This window comes from Desulfomonilia bacterium (assembly GCA_036567785.1).
In the GTDB taxonomy this organism is placed as follows: Bacteria; Desulfobacterota; Desulfomonilia; order UBA1062; family UBA1062; genus DATCTV01.
On the sequence record DATCTV010000061.1, the window covers coordinates 14,230 to 39,800 of the forward strand.

At 48.7% G+C, this 25,571-nt stretch carries 25 protein-coding genes and 1 pseudogene; 11 read left to right on the forward strand and 15 right to left on the reverse strand.

Translation table 11 applies throughout. The features are described from left to right. Positions 1 to 27: 27 nt before the first annotated feature. Entirely contained in the window at positions 28 to 1,221 is a 1,194-nt protein-coding gene (locus VIS94_15740; protein ID HEY9162530.1) for a sialidase family protein, read from the reverse strand. Between the two features lie 280 nt (positions 1,222 to 1,501). On the opposite strand from VIS94_15740, the gene VIS94_15745 reads away from it, so the two are divergent. Further along, positions 1,502 to 2,398, forward strand: a complete 897-nt coding sequence (locus tag VIS94_15745) for an SDR family oxidoreductase (protein HEY9162531.1) — start codon at positions 1,502 to 1,504, stop codon at positions 2,396 to 2,398. Between the two features lie 154 nt (positions 2,399 to 2,552). Beyond that, positions 2,553 to 3,071 (forward strand): HXXEE domain-containing protein, encoded by a 519-nt coding sequence (locus VIS94_15750; GenBank protein HEY9162532.1) that lies wholly within the window; start codon positions 2,553 to 2,555, stop codon positions 3,069 to 3,071. An 84-nt stretch (positions 3,072 to 3,155) separates the two neighbouring features. On the opposite strand, the gene VIS94_15755 is transcribed toward VIS94_15750, so the two are convergent. From VIS94_15755 to VIS94_15775, 5 genes are all read right to left on the reverse strand, one after another. Then, positions 3,156 to 4,112 (reverse strand): amidohydrolase family protein, encoded by a 957-nt coding sequence (locus VIS94_15755; GenBank protein HEY9162533.1) that lies wholly within the window; start codon positions 4,110 to 4,112, stop codon positions 3,156 to 3,158. A 194-nt stretch (positions 4,113 to 4,306) separates the two neighbouring features. Next, entirely contained in the window at positions 4,307 to 5,254 is a 948-nt protein-coding gene (locus tag VIS94_15760; protein HEY9162534.1) for a hypothetical protein, read from the reverse strand. Between the two features lie 189 nt (positions 5,255 to 5,443). Then, complete coding sequence (locus VIS94_15765) at positions 5,444 to 6,583, reverse strand: acyl-CoA dehydrogenase family protein (protein HEY9162535.1); 1,140 nt, start codon at positions 6,581 to 6,583, stop codon at positions 5,444 to 5,446. Between the two features lie 9 nt (positions 6,584 to 6,592). Further along, a complete protein-coding gene (locus tag VIS94_15770; GenBank protein ID HEY9162536.1) occupies positions 6,593 to 7,138 on the reverse strand; it encodes a cupin domain-containing protein in 546 nt (181 codons plus the stop codon). A 14-nt stretch (positions 7,139 to 7,152) separates the two neighbouring features. After that, positions 7,153 to 7,968, reverse strand: a complete 816-nt coding sequence (locus VIS94_15775; protein HEY9162537.1) for a crotonase/enoyl-CoA hydratase family protein — start codon at positions 7,966 to 7,968, stop codon at positions 7,153 to 7,155. A 131-nt stretch (positions 7,969 to 8,099) separates the two neighbouring features. On the opposite strand from VIS94_15775, the gene VIS94_15780 reads away from it, so the two are divergent. The 9 genes and pseudogenes from VIS94_15780 to VIS94_15820 all read left to right on the forward strand — a co-directional run bounded on the left by VIS94_15780 (position 8,100) and on the right by VIS94_15820 (position 18,461). Beyond that, entirely contained in the window at positions 8,100 to 9,221 is a 1,122-nt protein-coding gene (locus VIS94_15780; protein HEY9162538.1) for a hypothetical protein, read from the forward strand. Next, the gene (locus VIS94_15785) at positions 9,218 to 10,198 is read left to right on the forward strand and encodes a LacI family DNA-binding transcriptional regulator (protein ID HEY9162539.1); all 981 of its coding nucleotides are present in this window, start codon (positions 9,218 to 9,220) and stop codon (positions 10,196 to 10,198) included. Before VIS94_15780 ends, VIS94_15785 begins: the two co-directional genes overlap by 4 nt. Positions 10,199 to 10,226: 28 nt before the next feature. After that, the gene (locus tag VIS94_15790) at positions 10,227 to 10,985 is read left to right on the forward strand and encodes a 3-ketoacyl-ACP reductase (GenBank protein HEY9162540.1); all 759 of its coding nucleotides are present in this window, start codon (positions 10,227 to 10,229) and stop codon (positions 10,983 to 10,985) included. Between the two features lie 23 nt (positions 10,986 to 11,008). Beyond that, positions 11,009 to 13,153, forward strand: coding sequence for an FAD-binding protein (locus VIS94_15795; protein HEY9162541.1), 2,145 nt, complete (start codon positions 11,009 to 11,011; stop codon positions 13,151 to 13,153). Continuing rightward, entirely contained in the window at positions 13,150 to 13,752 is a 603-nt protein-coding gene (locus VIS94_15800; GenBank protein HEY9162542.1) for a ThuA domain-containing protein, read from the forward strand. The genes VIS94_15795 and VIS94_15800 overlap by 4 nt, the downstream gene beginning before the upstream one ends. Before the next feature lies 1 nt (position 13,753). Beyond that, complete coding sequence (locus VIS94_15805) at positions 13,754 to 14,785, forward strand: Gfo/Idh/MocA family oxidoreductase (protein ID HEY9162543.1); 1,032 nt, start codon at positions 13,754 to 13,756, stop codon at positions 14,783 to 14,785. A gap of 226 nt (positions 14,786 to 15,011) precedes the next feature. Then, positions 15,012 to 17,087, forward strand: a complete 2,076-nt coding sequence (locus VIS94_15810) for a hypothetical protein (protein HEY9162544.1) — start codon at positions 15,012 to 15,014, stop codon at positions 17,085 to 17,087. A gap of 117 nt (positions 17,088 to 17,204) precedes the next feature. After that, a pseudogene (locus VIS94_15815) lies at positions 17,205 to 17,351 on the forward strand (cupin domain-containing protein). A gap of 66 nt (positions 17,352 to 17,417) precedes the next feature. Continuing rightward, positions 17,418 to 18,461 (forward strand): hypothetical protein, encoded by a 1,044-nt coding sequence (locus tag VIS94_15820; GenBank protein HEY9162545.1) that lies wholly within the window; start codon positions 17,418 to 17,420, stop codon positions 18,459 to 18,461. A 240-nt stretch (positions 18,462 to 18,701) separates the two neighbouring features. Here the strand turns inward: VIS94_15820 and VIS94_15825 are convergent, their stop codons facing one another. The 9 genes from VIS94_15825 to purD all read right to left on the reverse strand — a co-directional run bounded on the left by VIS94_15825 (position 18,702) and on the right by purD (position 25,433). Next, positions 18,702 to 18,887 carry a hypothetical protein gene (locus VIS94_15825; protein ID HEY9162546.1) on the reverse strand — a complete coding sequence of 62 codons (186 nt, stop codon included), beginning with the start codon at positions 18,885 to 18,887 and terminating at the stop codon, positions 18,702 to 18,704. A 39-nt stretch (positions 18,888 to 18,926) separates the two neighbouring features. Beyond that, complete coding sequence (locus VIS94_15830) at positions 18,927 to 19,304, reverse strand: hypothetical protein (GenBank protein HEY9162547.1); 378 nt, start codon at positions 19,302 to 19,304, stop codon at positions 18,927 to 18,929. 30 nt (positions 19,305 to 19,334) lie between these two features. Next, positions 19,335 to 19,898 (reverse strand): hypothetical protein, encoded by a 564-nt coding sequence (locus VIS94_15835; protein ID HEY9162548.1) that lies wholly within the window; start codon positions 19,896 to 19,898, stop codon positions 19,335 to 19,337. Between the two features lie 2 nt (positions 19,899 to 19,900). Then, positions 19,901 to 20,677 (reverse strand): imidazole glycerol phosphate synthase subunit HisF, encoded by a 777-nt coding sequence (gene hisF, locus VIS94_15840; GenBank protein HEY9162549.1) that lies wholly within the window; start codon positions 20,675 to 20,677, stop codon positions 19,901 to 19,903. 181 nt (positions 20,678 to 20,858) lie between these two features. Beyond that, positions 20,859 to 21,986: a glycosyltransferase family 2 protein gene (locus VIS94_15845; GenBank protein HEY9162550.1), complete on the reverse strand. Its 1,128-nt coding sequence runs from the start codon at positions 21,984 to 21,986 to the stop codon at positions 20,859 to 20,861. Between the two features lie 23 nt (positions 21,987 to 22,009). Continuing rightward, positions 22,010 to 22,633, reverse strand: a complete 624-nt coding sequence (locus tag VIS94_15850) for an L-threonylcarbamoyladenylate synthase (GenBank protein HEY9162551.1) — start codon at positions 22,631 to 22,633, stop codon at positions 22,010 to 22,012. 1 nt (position 22,634) lies between these two features. Next, entirely contained in the window at positions 22,635 to 23,123 is a 489-nt protein-coding gene (gene purE / locus VIS94_15855; protein HEY9162552.1) for a 5-(carboxyamino)imidazole ribonucleotide mutase, read from the reverse strand. A 163-nt stretch (positions 23,124 to 23,286) separates the two neighbouring features. Next, entirely contained in the window at positions 23,287 to 24,093 is an 807-nt protein-coding gene (locus tag VIS94_15860; protein ID HEY9162553.1) for an MBL fold metallo-hydrolase, read from the reverse strand. Positions 24,094 to 24,155: 62 nt separating this feature from the next. Further along, the gene (gene purD, locus VIS94_15865; GenBank protein HEY9162554.1) at positions 24,156 to 25,433 is read right to left on the reverse strand and encodes a phosphoribosylamine--glycine ligase; all 1,278 of its coding nucleotides are present in this window, start codon (positions 25,431 to 25,433) and stop codon (positions 24,156 to 24,158) included. Between the last annotated feature and the right edge of the window lie 138 nt (positions 25,434 to 25,571).

Below are 25,571 nucleotides of genomic sequence, written 5' to 3' on the forward strand. Positions count from 1 at the left end.
CTCCGTTTTTAAGTTTAATTTTTAGCCTTAATTTTCAATCAGGAACGGATAAGCAGCATCGCCATAATCCTTTGAATCAGTAAGCCAGGCGAGGTTGAAGCGGGCTAAAGATATCGTTCCGTAATCGCCTTTTTCATACAGCAGACCGATCGATTTGTCCGGCATGACGGTAAGGCAGGAATAGGCCGAAGGACCCGAATAGATCAGTTTGGATATTGTCCACGTATCACCTTCGTCATAGCTGAGCCGGGCTGTCATACCGTTCCGGCCGCCCGTTGCCGGGTTGGAAAACAGCAGCCGGTCCCGCCCTGTTTTACCAGCCAGGGAATATCGTATGATGCTTGCCTGACAGACAGGATCGGGCAGGGTCATGTCATAAACGAATTTTGTCCATGTTTCCCCGCCGTCTTCACTGCGGGAGATTCCACGATAGCCCTTGCCGAGCCATTGAATGCGCATGTTCATCATCAGATCGCCGTCCGCGAGTTCAACGACCTGGCTTTCATTGGCACCGCCGCCGATTGTTTCACTGTAATGCCATGTTTTCCCGTGATCATCACTGAATATCACATGGGCCCCGAATGTCAGGAAGGCTGTTGAATGGTTGCAGGGTACAACCAGGCGGCCCATTTTCGTGCCTGTCTGCAGCTGAATTCCCCTTCCGGGTCCGGTGGCGTACCAGCGCCACAAACCTGGTTTTACGCTTGAAGTTATGTCAACAGGTTTCGAGAATGTGAGGCCGTCATCCTTCGATGAACAGATGAAAACCCGGCGGGTGTCCCTGCTGAGCCCGAGGTCTATGGTCATTTCATTGTCAGAGCCGTTATTCCATGTCATGAGAAGCCAGATGGTTCCTGTCTCAAGGTCAACCACAGGGCAAGGGTTGCCGCATACATTTTTGCCGTCGTCCCAGATTACTTTCTGAGCGCTCCAGGTTTTGCCGCCATCGGTGGAACGTTTAAAGAGGAGGTCTATGTCGCCGCTGTCCTCCTGGCCGTTTTTGCGCCCCTCACAGAAGGCCAGCAATGCCCCGGTCTTCGTGGTTATAAGGGATGGTATCCTGTATGTGTCGTATCCGTTTGTGCCGCTTATGAAAAGATCGGTCTCTTCAAACACGGGTTTCCTGCACCCTGTTGAGATGAACACGGTGACGCACATTAAAATTAAGCAGCATGACTGAACAGGAAATTTGCCCGAACCTGATGATTTCATGGATGTCATAAATCAATCCTCCTTTAAATCATTAAAGACCAGATATACTTTATATTTGCACCATAGGAAAGTGATTATCATTAGGAGTTCTGTACAACCATCATTCCGGGTTTCTGATTGAGAACTTTGCCCATGGACTTCATTCATGATGGTTCATATGAACCTCGTTTTTGAAGAGATGAGCAGATGTCCTGATGTCAAGTATGATGATTTACTGTCATAAAAAATCTGGATAATGGTATGCAAAAATATTATAATAAAAAAATTCAATTTTTTCATGGAGGTTATTATGACCGATTTCAACAAAAAGACGGTTCTCATTACAGGAGCGGCGCACGGAATAGGCAAACTGATGGCGGAAAAAATAGCCGCACTTGGGGGATCGCTTGTACTTTGCGATGTCAACAGAGAAGGCCTCGAAAAAACGGCTGAAGAAATCAGGAAGAAGGGAACAACCGTATATGCCCATGCTTTTGACATTTCCGATCGCGAAAAGGTTTATGCGGCATCGGAGATCATCCATAAAGAAACAGGCGGGATCGATATCCTTATAAACAATGCCGGTATAGTATTTACCGGTGAGATACTGACACTTCCAGACGATAAGCATCTGAGGCAGGTTGAGATCAATCTTCTGGGAACCCTTTGGATGATAAAAGCCTTTGTGCCCGATATGGTAAAAAGAAATGACGGCCACCTTGTGACCATAGCTTCTGCCGCAGGTCTGCTGGCCATGCCCGGCATGGGCATTTACAGTGCGACGAAGCATGCGTTGATGGGACTGAACGAAGCGCTCAGAAATGAACTCAGGAATAATAATTCAAAGGTCAAGACAACCGTTGTCTGCCCTTACATTATCAATACCGGAATGTTCGAGGGCATGAAAACGCCTTTCTGGCAGCCTGCGCTTAAACCTGAGGCAATGGCTGATGCAGTGATCAAGGGGATTTTGAAAGACAGAATGATCGTGGCCAAGCCGTTGACCGTATTTGCACTGCCCGTAATAAAGGCGCTTTTCCCGCCGTCTGTCATGGATTTCATTACAGGCATCACGGGTCTGAGCAAATCGATATATTCATGCAAGGGGTTTGTGGAAATTGATTTAAGCGAGGCATTAAAAGGCCCGCAGCAGGCGGATAGGATGTCGGAAAAAAGCATCTCCAGGGGAGCTGAAGCCCGGAAATAAGGCATGCAATCCAGCAAATAAGCTGATGAACTCTCAAACTGATAATAAGAATCAGAAGAGGATATAATTTCTCTGTCAGTTAATCAGCGTATAAAGCTTATCAGCTTTTATGAACATTCCGGTGCGGGGAATATTTCAAAAGGGTGAGACTGTCGTGAAAAACGGTACCTTGATTAATATTGATAAGAAACCTGAGATGATTTTTATTCTCTGCCTTGTTTACGCTTTGCATATGGTCGAGGAATTTTCCTGCGGCTTTGTTGAATGGGCCGATAGATATTTCGGCAAGTTCAACTGGGCCCAGAATTTAATCGGCAATTTCATGTTCTTTGTGGCCCTGGCCTACGGCTGCTATCTCTACTATAAAGATCCCAAAAGAAATTTGTGGGCCGGAGTATCAGGCAGCATGTGGGTCCTGTCCAATGCCTTCCTTCACATTTCAACCAATATTCTTGGCAGGGAGTATTCTCCCGGCGTGGTCACGGCGGCCGCTCTTTACGTACCCGGCGGATTGTATTTCATTTCACAATGGGGTAGGAAGGGTCTGCTGACCTGGAAAATTCTCATAATGGGATTTGTTATTGGCGCAATGATCTTTATGCTCATCCCCACCTATGTAAGAGCCATAATTCTTCGAGCCAGACTTGCCAAGATCTTTCATCTTGTGAAATGAGATAAGGCTATATCCGGGGCCGTTAAGGGAACAGCGGATAAATTAACTCCGGACCTACATCGGAATCCTTAAAATTCCATGATATCAGTTTGCCAGACGCGGGAAAAGGCTGATCGCATTGCCCCGGTATATGTCCTGGCGGTTTGTGTAGGTGAGCAGCTCGGTTTTTTCAAGTAAATCCGCCAGAATTTCGCAGCCGAAACGAGGGGTGTAGGGGAAATCACTTCCGTAGAGCAGGTTCTCGGGGCCTGTTATCCCCAGGAGCACGCTCAGCTGTCTGGGCACGCAGAAACCCGCCACATCATAATAAAGGTTTTTCAATTCTGCATAGACATCCGGAACATCTCCATCCTGAGGCATGAAGTTCGTGAATGCAAACAATCTGTCTGCAAGAAGCGGCAGAAACGCTCCTGCATGCGGTACAACGATTCTGATATCCGGAAACCGTTTCAATGTCCTGTTCAGTATCAGATTGGTTACAGTCCGTGTCGTATCGAAGAAAAATTCCATCATGGGTATTGGCGCCCGTTCGGCGACGTTCGGAGGAATGAGGCCGGGTGTCGTCGGATGGATAACTGCAATCGCCCGGCGCTTGTTCAAAACCTCGAAAACCGGATCAAGCTTCGGATCACCCAGATAAACTCCACGCGCATTGGTGGGTAAGGTAAAGCCGTCTGCATGCAACACATCCAGGGCATATTCTATCTCATCAATGCTGCCGGTTTCATCGGGCAGAGGGAGCGACGCCAGTAGACCGAACCGGCCGGGATATTTTTCCGCAAGTTCTGCCCCTTCCTCATTTGACTGGCGGGCGATTTTACTGGCGTAGACGCCATCGGCGAAGCTTAGATGCGGCGACGAGACAGAAATCATGGAAGTTGTGATATGCATTGCCTCCATGAACTCCAGGTGCATCTCCGGATTCCAGTCCGGGGTTGGAAATCTGTCAGGGTTTGCCCCTGGGTTTTTGAGCAGCGCCTCTCGATAGGCATAAGGCAGGTAATGCACGTGCATATCAATTTTACCTTCTTTGCCGTTCATTTAGTCCTCCTTTAATCGTGTTGTTCGTTCTTCAAGTACTACAGATAATCGATATAGAGTACGAGGATTCGAAACGGGTATATTTAAATATATGAAATTAAGCATTTCGGCACAACCGGCAGTTTTCTGCATTGCGAAGATTGGAGTATCGAAGATGAGCCCGAATCAAAGAAAGTTTTAAAATGCTTACGGGATCAGGCTTTGCCTTTCAGCATCTCATCCGACAGCAGATTCTTGTCCAGTATGAACTCGAGGATCTTGTCTCTGAAACTGTCCGGGTTGTCTATGAATTCGATTCCAAGCTGAGTTTTCTGAAGGATATTCTCAGTCCTGACAGAGCGTATAATTCCCTTTCCCATTACCTCTCCCTTTGGAAGGTTGATCTTAATGTCGGGAAGGTTCATGCCGTCGATGACAGGTATTTCTTCTTCGAGAATCTCGGCCCCCATGCCTTCTATGCTTATATCCCATATTACAACCGGGAATTTCTTTGAGTTGATCGGGTGCACAAGCGATGCCGTGAGAGGTTCGTCTCCCGTTATCAGGTATCTGGCCATGCTGCGGCGGCTTATATAACTGACCTCGGTCGGCCAGGTGGTCTCGAGGATGTTCTTGATGATATTCACGACCTTGACGGTGAATATCATGACATTGATGCCCTTGAAGAGGTAGAATGTGTAGTCCTTTCCGGCTTGAGGTTCAAACGGGAGTCGCAGTTCGGAAATTCTTACTATTCTGAGAACCATGTTGTTGTCATCGGGTCTCAGATAGAAAAATTCGGCCGGGATTGCTTTGTTTTTGTAGACCATCAGCATGTCGCCGAATCCGCGCGACCATCTCTTTATCTCGCTGAAAAGATCATAAATGTTGTTGCTGCCTTTTATAATCCTTATGCTTTTGCCGTTGACATTCCTGAGTTTTGTATAAGCCTCGATGGGAGTGTCCTGCGGAGAAAATTCAATACCCGCGCGTGACGGGACCCCCGGTCCCAGATAGGCAATCTTGCCTGTAATATCAGCTGCAATAACATTGCCGCCTTTCTCCAGTGTTTCAATGGTAAGCTCCTTGCCTTCCTTGAAATAGGAGAAACCGTCAGAGATAAGAATGCCCATACCGCCGATTGATATGTCAAGAACCGGCATCTTGACCTTATGTCTGTCAATTTTTACGTTGGCATAAAGGTCATGTAAATTGTTCGTACTTCTTCGTCTGTTCTCTCGTTTTTCTTCCATTGAAGATATAATCGGATTGCCTGCACCAAAAACTTTAACAATAAAATCATTTGTTTTATAATTATTTGATAAATTATTTTTTATTGTCATAACATGTTGTTATTCCTTGATCATTTCTCTTGCTATAACAATACGCTGAATCTCGGAGGTCCCCTCATATATCGTTGTGGCCCTTGCGTCCCTGAACAGCCTCTCCACTTTGTAGTCTTTTGTATATCCATAACCGCCGTGTACCTGGAGTGCCATGTAAGCCACCTTGTTAGCGGTTTCCGATGCAAAAAGTTTGGCCATTGATGACTCTTTCGTGAATTTAAGACCTTTGTCCTTCCGGTAGGCTGCGGACAGCGTTAGCCATGAAGCCGCCTCGACTCTCGTTGCCGCATCCGCGATCATGAACTGTATGGCCTGGAATGAATTGATGGCCTTTCCGAACTGGCGCCTTTCTCTTGTATATGAGATTGCTTCGTCAAGGCATGCCCTGGCGATGCCTGTTGCCTGAGAGGCGATTCCTACGCGACCGCTGTCCAGCGCGCTCATGGCGACTTTAAACCCCTCGCCGGGGTTGCCGAGCAGGTTCGAGGCCGGGACGACGCAGTCCTCGAATACAAGTTCAACTGTATTGGATGCCTTCAGGCCGAGCTTGTCTTCTCTTGTGCCGATTTTAAAACCCGGCAGATCCGGTGTAATGATAAACGCTGATAGTCCTTTAGGTCCTTTGTCCTGCCCTGTTCTTGCAATAAGGTTGATGATGTCTGCATATTCTCCGTGGGTGATGAATACCTTGGTACCGTTTATGATGTAATTGCCGCCCTTCAGTACAGCCTTTGACGACATGCTGCCGGGGTCCGAACCGGCACCAGGTTCGGTAAGACCGAATGCTCCAAGCCTGGAACCTTCGGCAAGTCCGGTAAGCCAGCGTCTTTTCTGCTCTTCGCTCCCGAATTTCAATAAGGGTTCGGTCGAAAGGTTGGCAACCGACATGGTGACTGCGCTTGATGCACATGAATAGGCTATTTCCTGAAGCGCAAGGCTGTATGCCACGGCACCGGCCCCCGAACCCCCGTATTCGGCAGGGACCATCATGCCGAGAAGCCCGAGTTCGCCCATCTTTTTTATGGCGTCTATCGGAAATATTCCCTGCCTGTCCCAGTTGGATGCATTGGGTTCGAGCTCTTTCCTGGCGAAGTCCCTCGCCATGAGCCTTATCATCGTCTGTTCGCTTGAAAGTTCGAATGTCATCAGGATGGCCTATGGAATGTACAGCACTACAAGCAACTCGGCCTTCTCATCCGAGGGGTTGCTGAGCGCATGGTGCAGGGCCGAATTGAAGTGAATATATTCCCCCTTCTCCAGGTTGCTGATATTCTTGCCTACAGAGATGGTGAGTTTTCCCTTCAGGACATACACGAATTCTTCTCCGTCATGGTGATATTCAACACCCTTATGCTCCGTGTTCGGTTCAATCGTTACGAGGTAGGCGCCCAGGTGTTTGTCCGAGCCTGATTTTGTGAGCTGGTTATAGGCATACGAACCGGCCCGTCTTTTCTGGCTTTTAACGCGGTTGGATGCCTTCTGGGCTGCATCGTCAAGTGTGTTGACATCCACTTTGAGCGTCCTGCTGAGTTGAAGGACAAGGGCTACTGGAGGCGTTATTTCATCGCATTCCACCTTTTCGAGAAGGTCGGCTGGGTAACCGGTTTCATGGGCGAGTTCCTTGATGCTGAGGCCTCTGTCCTCGCGGTAGCATTTTACGCTCTGTCCGAAAGATTTTTTTGTTTCCTTAGCTTTTGCCATTATCAGCTTTCCTTTTAAAATTTGGGTTTACGCTTTTCAAGCATAGCGGTTATCGTTTCCTTGAGGTCGTCTGATGGAAGTATCATAGAGCTCCTTGCCGCAACGTATTCCAGTCCGTCGGCAATGCTCTTGCCGCGACAGTAATTAAGGACATCCTTTGCGCTCTGAACCGCCAGAGGCGAGCAGGAGGATATTTCAAGGGCCATTTCCCTGGCTGCTGCAAGGAGAGATTCCTTATCTGGATAGACATCGTTTACGAGGTGCATCTCTTTAGCACGCGCCGCATCAAAATATTTGGCCGTGTAGGTAAGCTCGCGAGTATAACCCTGGCCGATTATGTGAGGGAGCCTCTGAAGGCTTCCGACATCAGCAACTATGGCGACCGCCGCCTCGCGCACCGACATTCTGGCGTCTTCTGAGGCCAGCCTTATGTCGCATGCGCTGGCCATGTCGAGTCCTGCGCCTATGCAGTAGCCGTGTAATGCGCAGATCACGGGCTTGCTGCACTTTTCAATGCAGCTCATGGTGTCCTGCAGCGGAAAAATGCTCTTAAAGAGTTTGATCTTCGTAGCGGGTCTCATGTCCCAGTCCTTAAGGCCCGGCACTTCGTTACCCATGGCCATGAGGTCTATGCCCGCCGTAAAGTCCTTGCCTTCACCCGCGATTATGACGCAGCGGATGGAATCATCCCTGTCGAGGTCATCAAATATCGGGATGATTTCGGTCCAGGCAGCAGGTCCCATTGCGTTTTTCTTCTCGGGCCTGTTCAGATAGACCCACGCTAAAGGGGCTTCTTTGATAATCTTATAGAAAGTATAGTTTTCGCTCATGGTTACCTCCTGAAATTCGAATCAACAAGTTAAGGGGATAAAACGGATTTGTCAAAAGGAAAAGAAATTGCAAAAATTGCATGCAACAAATAATTTAATTTGCTATAATTGCATCCATCATGGAAAATGTAATGGAGAATATATTCAAACCGTTTCGCTTGGGGGACGTGTCTGTACGTAACAGGCTTGTGGCTCAGGCGATGGAGATCAACACTTCGGATCCGGGCGGTAGAGTAAGCGAAAGGATACTCTCGCGCTACAACAGGCTTGCCAGTGGCAAATGGGGCATTGTCTTTATCGAGGCAACATCGGTAACCGGCGATTCACTGGCCAGGAATCACGGACTTGTCATGTCACGGGAAAATCTTGCGGGATTCAGCAGGCTTGTTCAGGAGTTCAAGGGTCATGATGATAAGGCCCTCATCATGCTACAGCTTACGCATGCGGGCCGCGTTGCTCATGATCCTTCGAAGAAGGCCTGTGTGTGCAGCAGTTGTGATGACGACATACCTGAACTGACAACATCCGATATAGAAAAGATTAAGGATGCATTTGTCGAAGCCTGCGGGCTTGCCCATGAGGCAGGCGCCGATGGTGTGGACATAAAGGCATGCCACGGTTATCTCCTGGGCGAGATGCTGAGGCCCAATAACAGAAGGCAGGATATTTATGGCGGAGATGCCATGAACCGTGCAAGACTGATCTGCGATATAATAAAAGAAGTAAAAAGAGATTATCCCGGCCTCATCATGGGTTCCCGCATTTCATTCTACGAGGGCATAAGGGGCGGATGCGGTACTTCATCACCGGAAGAGTTAATCGAAGACCCGGGTGATATCATCGAAACGACCGGCTTTATCGTAAGGGCCGGGGCAGATTATATAAATGTGTCGGCAGGCATACCTTCAATAACCCCAAAGCTTACCCGTCCGGGCGAAGACGGCATATTCAATATGTACTCTCATTTCCGGTATGCGAAAGTTATTAAAGAGAACTTTCCGGATACGTCCGTAATCGGATCGGCATATTCCACCGGCTCAAGCGCTTCAGCATGTCTGGCTGGCGAGAACATCGGAAAGGGCTATACGGATCTTGCGGGTTTCGGCCGCCAGAATATGGCCGACCCGCTTTTTCCTCTCAAGCTTGCCGAAGACCCCGGTTCAATCAAATGGTGCAGGTTGTGCGGCGGATGTTCAAAACTTTTAAAATCAATGAAGAATGTATTCTGTCTGCTTGACAGGGAGGATAAATGAAAGATCGTCCGGTACTGACCCTTGCCGATATTGCTGCCAGGTGCGGTGTGTCGGCCAGTACCGTATCCCGGGTTCTTAACAATGCACCGGGCATTTCAGGTGATGTCCGGCAGAAAGTGATAGAATCCCTTCAGGGACATGACTTTTCTCACAGAAGAAGAAAAAGGCATTTGTCCAGGACGCAGCTTAGAATTCTCATAGTCATACCCGATACGGATCAGACCTCTGCAAACCCGTTTTTTGCCATGACAGAATTGATGTCCTCGATAAACAGCGTATTTGACGGAGACTGGAAAACGGTCGAGGTAACGGGCTATAACGCGCTCTCGGAAAAAATGCTCAAAAAAGACATATATGCGGACGGCGTTATTTTTGCCTTCGGTTCTGCACGGAAAGCTCTTCTGGAAATGCTAGATCTGAAAGAGATACCTTACGTTTTTCTGAACAGAACCGAGGGGAACTATGTCTCCTGTAACAATTTCAAGGGCATGCTGAAGCTTGCCGGATTCCTGATATCAAAGGGCAAAAAATCGATCGGCTACCTGGGATACCCGGATAATCCCGTAAATAATGACAGGCTCAGAGGATATTCTTCAGCCATGATGGAGTCCGGGTTGTTTAACATTGCATTTATCAGAAATGTAAAAGGTATCGACGGTATCAGTGATGCCGATGCCCGCTTCTATTTAAAAAAATGCGATGCAGTAATGTGTTTTAACGATAATTTTGCAATAAGGCTTATCTCTGAGATAAACAGGCTGGGGAAAACGGTGCCCGGAGATATAGCGATAACCGGTTTTGACGATTCACCCATGAGAAAGCTTTTCAGGCCTCTCATCACCACAGTGAGTCTTTCGACCTATGAAATGGGGTTTTACGCAGCCAGATGGCTTAAGGATAACATTGTAAATAAAACGAACAGGACACTGAGGCTGGAGGTCGAGGGCGAGCTTATCGAAGGTGAGACAGTGGAATAATCATAAGGACAATTATGGAGTATATTAAATGACTGAGAAAAAGACCGCACTTGTAACCGGTTCAACGGCAGGTATTGGCAGGGCCGTGGCATTGACGCTCGCAAAACTGGGCCATCATGTGATCATAAACGGCAGGAGGGCGGCTGATGAAGCATCCGGACTTGTTTCAGAGCTTAAATCAATCTCAGGCGGATGCATCTATGTGAGCGGCGACATTGCCCGGGAAGAGACACGGAAAGAGATAATTGAAGCCCTTAGAAAAGAGGGAGGTCTGGATGTCCTTGTAAATAATGCAGGCAGGACAACATCCGGCAGAAAAGATATCCTTGCACTTGATGAAAAGGATATTCTTGACGTATTTCAGGTCAACCTGATAGGCCCCATGCTGCTTTCGTCCGCACTTGTTCCTTTGATGAAAGAAAGGTCCGGGCGCTCTTATATCATCAACATCGCTTCCATTTCTTCATACACTGTCAGCACAAACCGGGCCGACTACTGCATCAGCAAGGCAGGCATGTCCATGATGACGCAGCTTTATGCAGCCCGGCTTGCAATGGATAATATAGGCGTGTTCGAGGTAAGGCCGGGAATAATTTCAACCGATATGACAGTTCCGGTCAGGGAAAAATATGACAGGCTCATCGCAGAAGGCCTTTTACCAATGCCCAGATGGGGGCAGCCGGAAGATGTTGCCAAAGCAGTAGAATCAATCGTACTTGGATATTTTCCATATTCAACAGGGGAAATTATAAACGTGGACGGCGGTTTCCATATCAGGAGGCTGTAATAATAAAGGTGACCTCAAACATTATGAAAAGGAAAGACTTATCAAGTATTTCAACTGAAAGGAAAACTGCTGCGCGTAAAGATAAGCTTTTTACTGTCTCATCGCTCACCACTGAACATTCACTACTATCTTTAAAGGTCGCCATAATCGGCTCGGGTGCAGCATCGCTCAATGCGGCGATCAGGCTCAAAAGGTCCGGTATCGACGATATAGCCGTCATAACCGAGGGCTTAAACCTCGGGACATCTGCAAACACCGGATCCGACAAGCAGACATACTACAGGCTCAATCCGTGTGCACCCGGCGGCGACAGCGCATATAAAATGGCTCAGGACCTTTTTTCAGGCGGGGCAATGCATGGTGATACCGCACTGATCGAGGCATCCCTTTCATCCGAGTCTTTCGCACATCTGTGCTTACTGGGTGTGGAGTTTCCATTCAATGAATACGGCATTTATCCCGGCTACAGAACAGACCATGACATCGCATCAAGGGCTACATCGGCCGGACCCCGCACCTCAATCATGATGCATGAAAAACTCCTGGCCGAATCGAGACGCCTTGGCATCAAAATTATCGATGGGCTGGAAGTTGTAAAAATACTTACAGAGTCAGATACTTCAATCCCCCCATCTCCCACCCCTCTTCCCCTTGGAGGGGAAGAGGGCCGTCAATTTTCTGAATCCGCAGATTCTGCGGATTCAGAAAATAAGATTGCCTCCTACTGGACAGGAGGGGGATGGGGGAGGTCGAATCTTGTCCGGGGTGTTGTTGCATTGGACAGAAGTAACAGTATGCAGGTTATACTTGCTGATTATGTAGTCTGGGGTACTGGAGGGCCTGCGGCATTGTATGCGGACAGCGTATATCCCAGGGAGCAGACAGGTTCTCTGGGGGTAGCGCTTATGGCAGGCGTAAAGGCGTGCAATCTTACAGAGAGCCAGTTCGGCATTGCGTCAATAAGTCCGAGATGGAACCTCTCGGGAAGTTTCCAGCAGGTGCTTCCTGACTATTTTTCATGCAATGCAGATGGAACGGACAAGAAGCATTTTCTGGCCCTGCATTTTGAAAACTGGCAGACAATGTGCGGGATGATTTTTTTGAAAGGATATGAATGGCCGTTTGATGTTAGGAAGGTCCCCGGCTCTTCGATGATTGACCTCCTTGTTTACAGAGAGAGGGTGGAGCTTGGAAGAAAGGTCTATATGGATTTCACCCGCAATCCGTTCTATCCCGGAAGCAGGTTTACAACAGGTGGTCTGCCGGAGGCGGCAAGAGAGTATCTTAAAAAATCAGGGGCTGACGGAGACACGCCGGTAAAGCGTCTGATAAAGATGAACGTGGCTGCTTATGAGCTGTATCTTTCAAAAGGGGTTGACCTTAAGAAGGAACCTCTTGAGATAGCGGTTTGCAACCAGCATTTAAACGGCGGTCTTGCAGTCGATAAATGGTGGGAGACAAGCGTAAAAAATCTTTTTGCAGTTGGAGAATCAGCAGGAACTCACGGCATATACCGCCCCGGAGGCAGCGCGCTCAATGCGGGACAGGTCGGCAGTCTGAGGGCGGCCATGTGTATAGCGCACAGGATTAAAACAGCACAAACCACCCGGAGTGGAAATTCTGTCAATATTGAAGGTATGACTTCAGCCATAAAAGGTGCGCTTCAATCAAAGAGCCGGATAAACCCGTATGAAGAAAGGCTCAATATTCAGCGGAGAGCGTCTTCGGCTCTCGGGATAATAAGAAGTGTTGCAGGGACGAAAAAGGCCATGTCATCAAATGAGGGACAGCTCCGTAAGCACCTCTCGTCCGGCGTCAAGGATTTATCTGAAATAAGGGAGTGGCTTAAAAACATAGATCTGCTCATTGCCGAGAGGGCCATGCTCGATGCATCGCTCAAGCTTCTTGAAACCCTCGGTCAGGGAAGGGGATCGTTTGTCTATAGAAAAAATGACAACCGGGATTCAGGATGTATCCCGGCAGAAAAAAAATCCGGAAGCAGGCTCAGCAAATGCAAAGCATTGACAGATATGGTTATAGAAACATGGCTTGACGGCAAGGGGAGGGCACATAGCGAATTCGTACCGGTAAGGCCTGTGCCAGTGACCGATAACTGGTTCGAAACCGTATGGACAATGTTCAAAAAAGGGGAGGTGTTCGGGTCATGAAAAAACATGTTCTTCTTATCTCGGCAGGACTTTTCCATCCAAGCGTGTTTGCGAGGAAAAGGCTTTTTGAAATTATCTCCGGTAAGTGCACGGTTGTGCAGACCCCTTCCATCGAAGGCGCATGCATATTGAAGCGCGGCATGTTCGATGCGGTTGTGATCTATCTCCACAGACAGAAGATAAGCGATGAGGCGCTGTTCGCAATTGAGAGTTTTACAGCGCACGGCGGGGGTCTGATGGGCATACACTCGGCAACCGCATCCTTCAAACAGTCAAGAGACTGGTTCAATCTAATGGGTGGGCGGTTTGTCTCCCACGAGGAGGTCATTCCCTTTACCTGCATCTCAAAAGGCTCTGAAATATTTACGCCGGAGTCCTTTACAGTTCAGGATGAGCTTTACATCCATGAAACAAGACCCGGCATATCGGTCTCATATATGACGGAAAAGTCCGGCAAAGCGGTACCTGTCGTGTGGACTCAGAATTACGGTAAAGGACGGGTGTGCTATATAGAACCCGGTCATGTTGCGGCGTCGCTCGATGTTCCTGAAGTGGCGACGATCATAAGGGAAGGACTTTCATGGGTTTGCGGAGGATGAAATGAAGAACAAAATGAGTATTGCAATCGTCGGGTGCGGAGACATAGCACGGTTTACCGCAGTTGGTTTCATACTGAACAGCGGCATCAGGACTGTTGCCTGCTGTGATAAGAATGTAGACAGGGCGAGATTCTTCAGCCGTTGGTTCAGGATTCCCCAATATTTCTCCGACTATTCCGAGATGCTCGAAAAGGTAAAGCCGGATGCGGTATACCTTGCAGTGCCGCACTTCCTTCACACGCCTATGATAAAAGAGGCGATTGCCGGCGGCAGGCATGTATTCTGCGAAAAACCGGTAACGACCAATATGGAAGACGCCCTCGATGTATGCCGGCTTGCGGAAAAAGCAGGACTCAAGCTGGGCATCAATTATCAATACCGTTATGATACCGGCTGCTATGCCATGGCTCAGGCTGCACGTAACGGAGATATGGGCGAGATCCTCTATGGCCGCTGCAATGTCCCATGGCACAGGACTGACAAATATTTTTCCACATCCCCCTGGCATGAATGCATTGAGACCTCCGGTGGAGGTACACTTCTGACTCAGGGTAGTCACGCACTTGATGTACTTCTGTGGACCTGCGGCAAAGCCCCGCTTAGGGCTACAGGGATGACAGCAAGAAAATGCTTCAAGAATGTAGAGGTGGAAGACCTCGCAATGGCGGTGATCGAGCTTGAAAACGGCATACTTATCCAGGCGGCTTCATCCATGGCTGCCGCATCCGAGCAGAAGGTGACGATCGACGTCTACGGAAGCAGGGCTACTGCCCTCTATTCGGGATTTTCATCGCCCAAGGTGAGGTTTGTCGGTATAAAGCCTCCCAGGTATCAGGTTCCGGCCAGAGGCCTTCATGCGCTGTTCAGGAGCATTGAAGGTTTCAGGGCATGGGTTATGGAAGACAGGCCTTTCCTGACTCCCGCTTCACAATCGCTGCCGGTACTGGCTGCAATAGAAGCTGTTTACAGATCCGCTGCAACGGGTAAAACCGTGGAAACGGACACGAGATTTCTGGGAATGATAAACGGATGAAAGTTCATATGTGTGACGAAATTATTTCATAAATCGGGAAACAAAATTGCCCGTGGTGCGATAAATCAGCATGCTGCCGGAAATGGATTGAATGCTTGCGGGCGCATGTATGCGACAATAAAGGATATTCAGACATGGTGTAAAGAATCGGCAATAGGTGTATAAGGGCATGGATGTTGCAAAAAAATAATTAAGGGCAAATGTGCAGTTTATCTGGAGGTTTAATATGAGGAAATATTTCGGTTTCGCTTTCATTCTCTCAGTAATTATTTTCGCAGGCTGTTCGGGCAACGGCAATTCCGGAGCGGATACTCAGTATCTTGCACCTCAGGAAGAGTCGAGCAGTATTGCAGTCCCAATTCCGATCACTCCGAGTGAGGGTTATCAATTGCGCAGATCCCTGTATATAAGCGATGCCCTTTTAAGCGATGGGCTTGATGCGCAGGTCGTTCGTGTTGCAAATGGACAGCCTGTCGCCGAGGCGCCCATCCTTGCAGCACTCGCAAAAGCCGATGCCAGGAAAGACTGCGCCGATTTCGGCCTTAATGCGATCATCCGCATGCTTTGCATTGACAGGAACACGAACTCCCTGCCGGCCGAACTTCGCGAAAAGATGAAAGCGACTGTCCTCAATTTCAGGTATTGGTATGATGAGCCGGGCGAGACCCAAACGATAACCACGACCGAAAATCACCAGATTCTATTCAACACGGCCGAACTCCTGGCCGGGAGGCTCTATCCCGACGAGATATTTGCCAATTCAGGTATGACCGGCCTTCAGCATGTCGAACATGGACTGCACTGGGTCAATTCATGGCTCGGTTTCAGGGGAAAATTCGGGCTTACCGAATACCATTCCAACATCTACTATAACGAGACCATGCCAGCACTAGTCAATCTGGTTGATTTCTCTGACGATGTAGAGGTGTCAACAAAGGCCTCAATGCTGCTAGATCTGATTGCTTTCGATTTTGCAAACAATTATTTCAAGGGCTCATACGCCACCGCACACGGACGGACAGAGGACGGCAAGGAGGTTGCACTGGGGCCTGACAAACTGCCGGGCAGGGAATCCACAAACGAAACGGCCTGGCTTATGCTCGGAATAGGCGATCACCTCGATCCAAGCCATTTTACTGCAACCTTCCTCGCCACCAGCAGCTACGTACCCCCGGCAATACTCGAAGAAATTGCAGCAGATGCTGCGCCTCAGAATGAGCACAAAGAAAGGATGAGCCTGTCACTGGACGATGCCGACGCTTTCGGCGTAGGATTTTCGTCCGAGGAGGATATCATATACTGGTGGACAATGTCGGGAATGGTCGCACCCTATGTGGTTGACGGTTCCATCAAGCTCATGGACAAATACGACCTCAGCGCCGATGTAAGCAGCGACCTCGGGATGAGCGACGATGATTTCTCAACCTTCATCAAAGTATCATCACTGGCGCATCTGACTACCCCGACAGGATACAGCAAGATGCTTGGCGATCTGACCAGGGGAATCATGCTGGAAGCGCCCAACACATACACCTACCGTACTCCGGACTATCAGCTTTCAGGCGTTCAGGATCATCAGAAGGGCATGTCCAGCATGCAGGAGCTTATATGGCAGGGAAGTCTTGACATGTATGCCACGGTTTTCACTAACTCAGGACCGACACTCAGGGGTGAGGAATATGTAGGCGGCTGGAAACCGAGGGCCACGCTTTATAAAAACGTGGGCATAATTCAATATGACCGCAATCCGGAGCTTCCGCTGATAGAATTGTTCATGCTGGCCATGGGGCCGGAATACTATAACCTCGCCTATTTCCCGAAATGGGCTTTCGACGAAGTCATCACAAAGGGCCACTGGGTGTTCGGCCGCAAGGGCGACGGCTATATCGGACTTTATTCGTTTTTCAAACCTTTCTGGCAGGAAAACGGCATAGAACTGAGGGTCCCCGGAAAACAGAACTTCTATATCGTCGAGATGGGGAGCCTGTCCGAGAGTGGTTCATTTGAAGCGTTTACAACCGCCCTTGCCAATGCTGAAATAAAAGCGACGATTAAATGCAAAGGTTTTGACATAACCTATCAGTCGCCGTCTCAGGGCCTTGTCAGCGTCGGCTGGGACGGGCCGATGACAGTAGATGGCAGTCCTGTTGACATAGGACCCTACAAACGCTTTGACAACAAATACTGCACGCAGGAATTCGGCACTGAAAAAACCGTTATCGATTTTAACGGGAAATCTCTGGAGCTTGATTTTACAAATGCGATGAGGACCTATTACAAGACAGGATCAGGTCCGAGATAAAATAGATACCATCCCGCAAGCCCCCTTTATTAAAAAAAGGGGGCTACTTGTCGGTGGATTTGGAGGCTGCTTTGCATAAACAAACCCGGTATTTCTCTGGTGGTATCAATTCAAATTGACGCACTTGTTTATGTTTTAGACGGCAATGCGGAGATTTTTATTGATCAGGTAAGCCATGGGCAGATGATAATCATGCCCGCCTGTCATCCGCATGCGCTGAAGGCTGCGACAAAGTTCAAAATGCTGCTTGTACTTATCAAATGAAGCAGCCGGGAATAAAAGCTTTTGAGGTGATTATCCTTGAATATGAAAGTTTAATAAAGAGGGAGAATGGATCCAATGAGACGCATACTTTTATTGCTTGTGCTGTCGGTGGCCATTATGGCCTTGTTCCTGTGTGCTTGTTCAGCATCACCTGCTGATGACGAAGCCGCGAGTGGTGCCGGCGGGGAGACTTCAACGGATGCCCCGCAAATAATGACCCATATCAGGTATCTTGCAATAAACGCCGGCAATGCTTCTCCGCAATTCGGCTGCTGGGAATACAAGCTCTGCCGGGCCTGCGATGTAAAGAGCCTGCGTGATTATATTGCATACTGGAAGCCTGACATCATCATGCTCTCCGAAATCTATTCACAGGATCAGCTTACCGGTTCAGCCATGAACGGGCCGGTTCTTCCTCCGGGGTATACTGGAATATGCGGAATGAGCCGTGACCGCTATACCGGCGCACCTGCTGCGTTCGATGCTGACGGCGCATCTCATGAACATGAATGCATAGCCTGGAAGGAATCACGCCTGAGCTATGTAGAGGGCAGCGCAGAATCAGCCTGCGGACGCAACGACGAATACGGCATGAAGAACTGCAACTATGATTTTACGGGCTTTGGTGTGACGCTCCTGCTTTCGGTTTCAGAAGGGCTGAATGAAGAGATAACCGCGGTGGCGGTTCATCCCGATTCAGGCAAAAAGGAATGCCGCAAAGAGGAAATAGCCCGCTATTGGAGCCTCCTTGCAGGCAAAGGTAAAACCGTAATAGGTGGAGACTGGAATACCGACAAGGACGCCGAACTTCAGGTTCCTGAAGATTTTCTGGTAAATTATTCAAAGGGACAGCACTGGGATATCATTTTACATGAGGATGAATACAGCGCCGAATACGTGTTAGGGATAAAAAGAAAGCTGGACCATGCCTTTTCAAATTTTGGAATTCCCTGCACGAACTGCGGTCCCTATTACGGAACGCCGAGCCTTCCTTTCGGATCCGCCCTGGGGGGAAATGACGGGCACCCCCGGGCTGACGGGGGGCAGGGCATGGATCACAGACAGATCCTGGCCGACATCAAATTTGCGGTCGATTCAGGTGCCGAATAAATCATATCCGCTCCGGCGAAGGGGACATATCTGAAAAAGGCTTGAGACAGGCTTTTAGGCAGGATATGGTTCATCTGGGCTGCAGAGTCATCTCTTGCGGCCGGCGTCAAAAAGCGCGCCCTGGATGATCGGGGTTATGTACATGCCCTGATCCATATTGAAATAGGTCCCTTTTGAGCATTTGCCGGTTTTCCTGAATTTTCTTGCATGTTCTTCCGACCGGAAGAATACAGAGAGCCTTCAGAATGAATCTATTATGCTTGGCTCATCGAGCTTCTCAAAATCAACCAAGGGTGCAAATACAACGGGTGCTGAATTTTCCGTAAGAACTCTGTAATTCATTGAGCTGTCAACTTCCAGTACGAGAGGCTCTTTACAGCATGCGCATTCGGTTTCAATCGTTACCGTAAGTTCCTTGTTTTTCAAAAGCCCTTGCACGAAGGGCGCCGCGAGCGCGTCTACCGCTCAGGCGGCGTAGATGCGCTCTCCCGTGCTGAAGGTGAGCCTGTGCGGCGTCTTTTCCGCTGTGACCGGGTATGCCCATATCACATCACCATCCGGATTCCTGAACAGGAAGGTCATATGGCGTTCCAGTTCAAGGAGTATCTCGTTTACTCTTGCCGTTCCGATGCCTAATGACTGCGAGAAATATTCAGGCGTCAGCGGTCTGCCTTTTTCCGCAATGCCGGTTACTGCCAGATCACGCACCCTGTGATGATCATCCGTCATGAAGTCGAGCCTGAAGGCGTTTTCCTTGGCAGCACCGCCCACCTGCGCCTTCCACGCAAAGCCGGGTACGCGCAGGATATATTTCCAGATACCGAGAAGAAGTGCGTCCTTCATGTCTGACCTCCGGATCGGTTCAAGGGGTGACTAATCGGCAGGGATCTCATACCAGATATCTGAAATGAAACCCCTGGCATCCGGTTTGAACAGCTGTTTCGATATTGCAGGAACTTTTCCTGAACAGCGCCACTCATAAACGGTTGTACGTCCTGTCACATAAGCCGGTATGAAATCCTGATCCGGATTGTTCTGGCAATAATCCCTCATGGCCGCATCCGGCGTTTTTCTCATATCAGCTTTTTCCATGCATGGAAGATTTGCGCCTACCATGCAGGCAAAGACTTTTCTGTCCATGCAGCGCCAGAATGTGGTCTGTTTTATGTAATCGGAAGGCGTGTCGCCGCCAAGTTTCATGACCTTGCGCATTCCCGTTACCATTGATTCGGGCACCTTTTCCCCCTGATATCTCTTATCTGGAGCATCTATGGTGCCGGCACAGTTGCAATAGCTGAACGGGTCAGTGTAGATGTTGTTTTCAGGCATTTTCGGGGAAGAATGTTTCGGGGCAGCCGGACCGTATGCATATGCAGCGCCTGACCCTGAAATGATTACCATGGCCAAAACAGCTAAGGGCATTATTATCTTTTTCATCATCATTTTTTCCTTACAGGGATACCTTCCTTATCAAGATATTCCTTTATCTGACGGACTGTGTATGTGCCATAATGAACCATCGAGGCGATAAGCGCTGCATCCGCTTTGCCGGCAGTCAGCACGTCCCTCAGATGTTCGGGCTTTCCTGCCCCGCCTGATGCGATGACAGGTATGCCCACATTATCCGAAACCAGCCTTGTTATTGCAAGCTCATAGCCTTCATTTGTACCGTCCGCATCAATTGAGTTAAGGCATATTTCGCCTGCGCCAAGCTCTTCAGCACGCTTCGCCCAAACCAGTGCATCGATGCCCATCGGTGTTCTGCCGCCGTTTATGAACACCTCATAACCGCTGGGGATCTTATCGCTTATGCCCACATGTTTTGCATCCATTCCGAGGACGATGCACTGACTGCCGAAAACACGCGCCCCTTCTGAAATTATTGAAGGGTTTTCGACCGCCGAACTGTTCACACTGACCTTTTCCGCACCGGCATCAAGCACGCGGTACATGTCGTCAATGGTTCTGAGTCCGCCGCCCACGGAAAAGGGTATGAATATGTTGCGGGCTACTTTGTCGACCACATCTATCATTATGTTTCTTTTGTCTGAGGATGCGGTTATATCGTAAAATACCAGTTCGTCCACACCCTGCTCATAATACTCCTTTGCCATTTTTACAGGGTCTCCGATGTCGACATTGCTCAGAAACTTTACGCCCTTTGTAGTTTTGCCGTTCCTTACATCCAGGCAGATGATGATTCTCTTGCTAAGCATTTACCCTCCGGTCATGTCTTCTAGACAGGCATCTGGAAATAGATTTTTCGCAGAAAACAGATAAAAATACAATAATTGAAATTTCATTTGACATCAGGGTAAAGGTGACGGGGGGATTTTCCGGTAAAATTGTTTTGTCAAAATACGGGTCTAAAAGTACTTAAAATTACGGTTGTTTTTACTAATCTTTTTCTGATTTCCCATGTTTAAACACGAAGAGTTTGCTTCCTGAAAAATTGATGAGAGTGCCCCCAAGAATGCCCATGAAGGCCGCTAACAGGTAGTATTTGTTGAAGAAAGCGATATGCTCGTGAAGATAGACGGAGATGGAAAAGTTTACGATAAAACCCAGCAGCGACACTATGAAAAAAGACAGGTATTGCCGGTGGATGTTTCCCTGCCCGGCTTCAGGGAAAGTGAACTTTCTGTTCAACAGGAAATTCGATGTGACGGCAAAAACATAACCGATTACCCGGGCGGAGCGAAACCGGTACGGTGTGGAGATGATGCCTGAAATCATAAATATCTGCATTGAAAGATAGACTGCGGCAAGGTCGACTACCATGCCGGAGCCGCCGATGAGGCAAAACTTTATGAACTGGGCAATGGTTTCGTATTTATATTCAAACAGCCTTTTAATATGGATGAGATAATTAATCTGTTCCTTCAATGACAGTTTGCTTTCCCCGAACTCCCTTTCCCGGAATTGGATTGGGATTTCCGATATGCGCTTCGGGGAGGCCTTGACTATCAACTCCAGGCCGATCTTGAACCCGAGAGGATTAAGCATCAATCCCGGCCTCAAGAGCTTCCTGTTAAAAGCAAAGAAACCGGCCATCGGATCCGAGACATTGGTAAAAGGTCTGGCTATCATCCTGGACACCAGGGCATTGAGCTTTCGATACCAGTTGAAATGCGGTGCGGAGCCGCCTTTGACGAATCTGCTTCCGATAATAAAATCATAATCATCATTCAGTATCGGGATGACAAGCTCCGGAATTTTAAAAGGCGGGTGGCTCAGGTCGGCATCCATTACGACGATAATCTCACCCTTTGTCAGGCCGAACCCTGCAATAACCGCAGAAGACAGGCCCCGCTCCGATTCTCTTACTTTCAAGTGGATATTGTATCTATCCTTGATCAGATCCACTGCCTCAATAATGCCGTCTTTCGAATTATCATCCACAATTATGATTTCATAAGTAAGTCCGGCACCCTTCATGGCCTGATCAATCTGTTCGGATAGCGGCGTTATATTTTTCGCTTCCTTGTATGTCGGTACAATGATGGAAACATTTATTTCATTCATGCATGATTCCTTGCCGGATGCAGTCATGATTTACTCAATGGTAATTGATTCCAAAACTCAAGAATTTTTTCGAAGGGAACCGCTCCCTCTCGCAAAGAGACAGGCTCTTCGCCGGTGAGGTCAATGAGAGTTGACGGCAATCCGTCCTGAATTTTTCCGCCGTCAAGGATCGCATCGATATCAAGGCCGTATGAGATTATGTCTTCCCTGCAGTTGGCAGGTTTCATCCCTGAAGGATTTGCGGATGTAGATATGATGGGGCCGATAAACCTTGTAAGTTCTGCTGCTAGCGGGTGGGGAGACACCCTTATTGCGATTGTCCCGTTCTGGATGTACGCGGCAGTTTCATGAAGACTGGAATTGATTTTCATGACAGCACTCAAGGCACCGGGCCAGAATCTGCCAAGCAGCAGTTCATGTCTGGAATCGATTTTTGCAAGAGCCTTTGCCTGATGCAGTCCTGAGACAAGCACTATCATGCCTTTTGCTGCGTTTCTGCCTTTTATATTGATTATACGCTCTATTGCCTGATTGTCGGTAATCGGGCAGCCCAGGCCGTAAACCGTCTCGGTAGGGTAGGCGAAAACCGTTCCCGGTCTCTTTTTTGTGAGATACGCTATGTCTTCAGCAGAGGAGGTGATAAGCATCCTAGGAGTTTTTCACCTCTTTGTCCGCGGCCAGAATGGTTTTTTTCTGGTCATCCCTGAAAGATGTCAGCTTGTTTTTGAGAGACGGTTCTGCAAGGGCCAGCATTTCCACTGCCAGAAGCGCTGCGTTCTTGGCTCCGGCTTTTCCGATGCCTACCGTTGCTACGGGTATTCCCGGGGGCATCTGGACGATTGATAAGAGGGCGTCGATGCCGTCAAGCGACGATGCATCTATGGGCACGCCGATTACCGGAAGCGTCGTATATGATGCTATGACTCCCGGCAGGTGTGCGGCCATGCCCGCGCCTGCGATTATTGCAGAAAAGCCGTTGTCTGCTGCGGCTTTTGCGAACGCGGCAACTTCATCAGGGCACCTGTGTGCGGAAAGCACCCTCATTTCGGTCTCGACCCCGAACTGCTTGAGAATAGCGGTAGTCTCTTCCATTACCGGCAGGTCGGATTTGCTTCCCATTATAATGGCAACCTTCATTTCCCCTCCATTATACAGGGCGTGATAACTGCGCATACCTTTGTCGCGCCTCGATTCGTCGTTGCGACATACCATAAAAGTATGTCTCACTCCTCATCTTCGTTGCTTCGCGGTCTGCTTTGTTCTGACGCCCTGTAGTTCTGATGTATTTGCAAAATATTATTTAATTATTACACATCAGCAATGACTTGACAAAATTATAAGTCGAATAGTGGTTATTCGTAATCGAGGCGAAGTTGTGTTCGCCGCCGAAAAGTGTGTCCATGATGTCTTTCACATCACGGCCTTCATCTGCAAGCGCTTTTGTCCTGGATGCCATGTCGGACAGGTAGGCCATGCATTCGGAAAGGGCTTTTCTTCCATCGATGACGATCTTGCCGACCGAGGTCAAAAGCACGAGCCTTTCACATGGCAGGTCTATCAGCGAGCGCATTGATTTTATCATACCGCTGACATCTTCCTCGGGCCTTATGAATTTGGGCATTTCGCGTGTGAATATGTCCCCCGAGAAGCACCAGCCTCTTGAAAGCTCGACCAGGGCGATATGGCCTGTGCTGTGGCCCGGGGTTTCGATGACCTGAAACGTATAGTTACCTGTTTTGATTGTTTCCGGAACGGGTTTTACCACACTCGGTTCCGGGTAACCCCAGACGGTTTCCTGATAAGGATAAAGCTCGATCTTTTGAGAGATGCGCTTTGCCGAATCAGGGTGAGCGAATATATCGATTCCAAATTTCTCCATGAGAATCTTGTTGGCACCGATGTGGTCTTCATGAAAATGAGTGTTGACCGCAAGCTTTACATTCTTATCGCTCAGGAAGTTCATGAGTTCATCAGCCGTATAGAAACATCCGGTGTCGATCAACAATCCGTCTATCAGATAAGCCGCCACCCAGTAAACCGGCTTGCCGTCGATCTCACGGCTCATTCTGATTTGTGTGATATCTTCAAAAGTATCTATTTCAAGCATGATTACGATGGCCTATTTATAAAATCTTACATTGCTCACCACTCACCACTCCCATCTCACCACTATTCTCTAATAAGCGCCTTTCTCCCGATGTCCTTCCTGTAATGCATACCATCGAAATTGATAAGGCCTGTTGCCCTGTACGCCTTGTCTATGGCTGATTTGATGTCCGGCCCAAGTGCCGTCACACCAAGCACTCGGCCGCCGGATGTAATTATTACATTGCCTTCTTTTTTCGTGCCTGCATGGAAAACCTTAACGCCCGGAATGGAGTCGGCTTTCTCGATGCCTGATATGGGTAGGCCCTTTTTATAGCCGCCGGGATAGCCGCCCGACGCCATCACCACGCAGACGGTTGCGCCGTTTTCCCACTCCAGTGACATGTCCTTGATGCTGCCGCCTGAGGCCACTTCAAGCATGACCGGCACGATGTCGCTCTTAAGTCTCATCAAAAGCGGCTGTGTCTCCGGGTCTCCCATCCTGACGTTATATTCCAGGACATACACTCCTTTATCCGTTATCATAAGGCCTGCATAAATGACGCCTTTATATATGATGCCTTTTTTCTTGAGCCCTCTTACAAGAGGGTAAAGTACATTTTCCATGACATTGCCGAATATCTTATCATCAACTACGGGCGCAGGCGAATACGCACCCATGCCTCCGGTGTTGGGCCCCTCGTCGTTATCGAAGACAGGTTTGTGGTCCTGGGAAGATGCAAGCGGAACGATATTCTCGCCATCGCATATCGCGATGAAGGAAGCCTCCTCTCCGATGAGCTTTTCCTCGAGAACGACCGAGTTTCCGGCGCTGCCATAGGCCTTGTCAAGCATGACCTCGTCGAGCGCCCTGAATGCCTCGTCCTTGTCGCATGTGACGATAACCCCTTTGCCTGCGGCAAGACCATCCGCCTTGACGACTAGATCGAAGCATGCCTTTCCCACATAGTCTTTTGCGGAATCGTAGTCATTAAATGTGCAGAATTGGGCTGTCGGAATGCAGAATTCCTTCATGGCCTCCTTGGAAAAGACCTTTGAGCCCTCAAGTTGAGCAGCCTTCCTGTCCGGTCCGAAAATCTTCAGCCCCTCTGCTGCAAAAACATCAACTATTCCTTCGGAAAGAGGAACTTCTGGTCCGACCACGGTGAGCCCTATGTCATTTGACCTTACGAACTTGATGAGCGAGGCAAAATCGCTTACACCTATATTCACACATTCGGCATCAATCTCGATTCCGCCGTTTCCCGGTGCGCAGAAAACCGTATCGACCAGCGGGCTTTTGGCGATTTTCCAGCAGAGTGCATGCTCCCTGCCGCCCGAACCTATAACGAGAACTTTCATCCATTATCCTCCGGACTGGTTGTTTTTTAATAAGGACTTTAAATTATCAGAATCGGATATTTATTTCGATTTGTTTTTGTATTCAGGTTTGTTTTTCAATCTATGTTTTTAATTACAGGGCGTTATAACAAAGCAGAT

Bases quoted from the DNA above. Each gene is read 5' to 3' on its own strand.
- VIS94_15740 (HEY9162530.1), bottom strand. From the start codon at position 1,221: ATGACATCCATGAAATCATCAGGTTCGGGCAAATTTCCTGTTCAGTCA.
- VIS94_15745 (HEY9162531.1), top strand. From the start codon at position 1,502: ATGACCGATTTCAACAAAAAGACGGTTCTCATTACAGGAGCGGCGCAC.
- VIS94_15755 (HEY9162533.1), bottom strand. From the start codon at position 4,112: ATGAACGGCAAAGAAGGTAAAATTGATATGCACGTGCATTACCTGCCT.
- VIS94_15760 (HEY9162534.1), bottom strand. From the start codon at position 5,254: ATGCCGGTTCTTGACATATCAATCGGCGGTATGGGCATTCTTATCTCT.
- VIS94_15765 (HEY9162535.1), bottom strand. From the start codon at position 6,583: ATGACATTCGAACTTTCAAGCGAACAGACGATGATAAGGCTCATGGCG.
- VIS94_15770 (HEY9162536.1), bottom strand. From the start codon at position 7,138: ATGGCAAAAGCTAAGGAAACAAAAAAATCTTTCGGACAGAGCGTAAAA.
- VIS94_15775 (HEY9162537.1), bottom strand. From the start codon at position 7,968: ATGAGCGAAAACTATACTTTCTATAAGATTATCAAAGAAGCCCCTTTA.
- VIS94_15780 (HEY9162538.1), top strand. From the start codon at position 8,100: ATGGAGAATATATTCAAACCGTTTCGCTTGGGGGACGTGTCTGTACGT.
- VIS94_15785 (HEY9162539.1), top strand. From the start codon at position 9,218: ATGAAAGATCGTCCGGTACTGACCCTTGCCGATATTGCTGCCAGGTGC.
- VIS94_15790 (HEY9162540.1), top strand. From the start codon at position 10,227: ATGACTGAGAAAAAGACCGCACTTGTAACCGGTTCAACGGCAGGTATT.
- VIS94_15795 (HEY9162541.1), top strand. From the start codon at position 11,009: ATGAAAAGGAAAGACTTATCAAGTATTTCAACTGAAAGGAAAACTGCT.
- VIS94_15800 (HEY9162542.1), top strand. From the start codon at position 13,150: ATGAAAAAACATGTTCTTCTTATCTCGGCAGGACTTTTCCATCCAAGC.
- VIS94_15805 (HEY9162543.1), top strand. From the start codon at position 13,754: ATGAAGAACAAAATGAGTATTGCAATCGTCGGGTGCGGAGACATAGCA.
- VIS94_15810 (HEY9162544.1), top strand. From the start codon at position 15,012: ATGAGGAAATATTTCGGTTTCGCTTTCATTCTCTCAGTAATTATTTTC.
- VIS94_15820 (HEY9162545.1), top strand. From the start codon at position 17,418: ATGGATCCAATGAGACGCATACTTTTATTGCTTGTGCTGTCGGTGGCC.
- VIS94_15830 (HEY9162547.1), bottom strand. From the start codon at position 19,304: ATGAAGGACGCACTTCTTCTCGGTATCTGGAAATATATCCTGCGCGTA.
- VIS94_15835 (HEY9162548.1), bottom strand. From the start codon at position 19,898: ATGAAAAAGATAATAATGCCCTTAGCTGTTTTGGCCATGGTAATCATT.
- hisF (HEY9162549.1), bottom strand. From the start codon at position 20,677: ATGCTTAGCAAGAGAATCATCATCTGCCTGGATGTAAGGAACGGCAAA.
- VIS94_15845 (HEY9162550.1), bottom strand. From the start codon at position 21,986: ATGAATGAAATAAATGTTTCCATCATTGTACCGACATACAAGGAAGCG.
- VIS94_15850 (HEY9162551.1), bottom strand. From the start codon at position 22,633: ATGCTTATCACCTCCTCTGCTGAAGACATAGCGTATCTCACAAAAAAG.
- purE (HEY9162552.1), bottom strand. From the start codon at position 23,123: ATGAAGGTTGCCATTATAATGGGAAGCAAATCCGACCTGCCGGTAATG.
- VIS94_15860 (HEY9162553.1), bottom strand. From the start codon at position 24,093: ATGCTTGAAATAGATACTTTTGAAGATATCACACAAATCAGAATGAGC.
- purD (HEY9162554.1), bottom strand. From the start codon at position 25,433: ATGAAAGTTCTCGTTATAGGTTCGGGCGGCAGGGAGCATGCACTCTGC.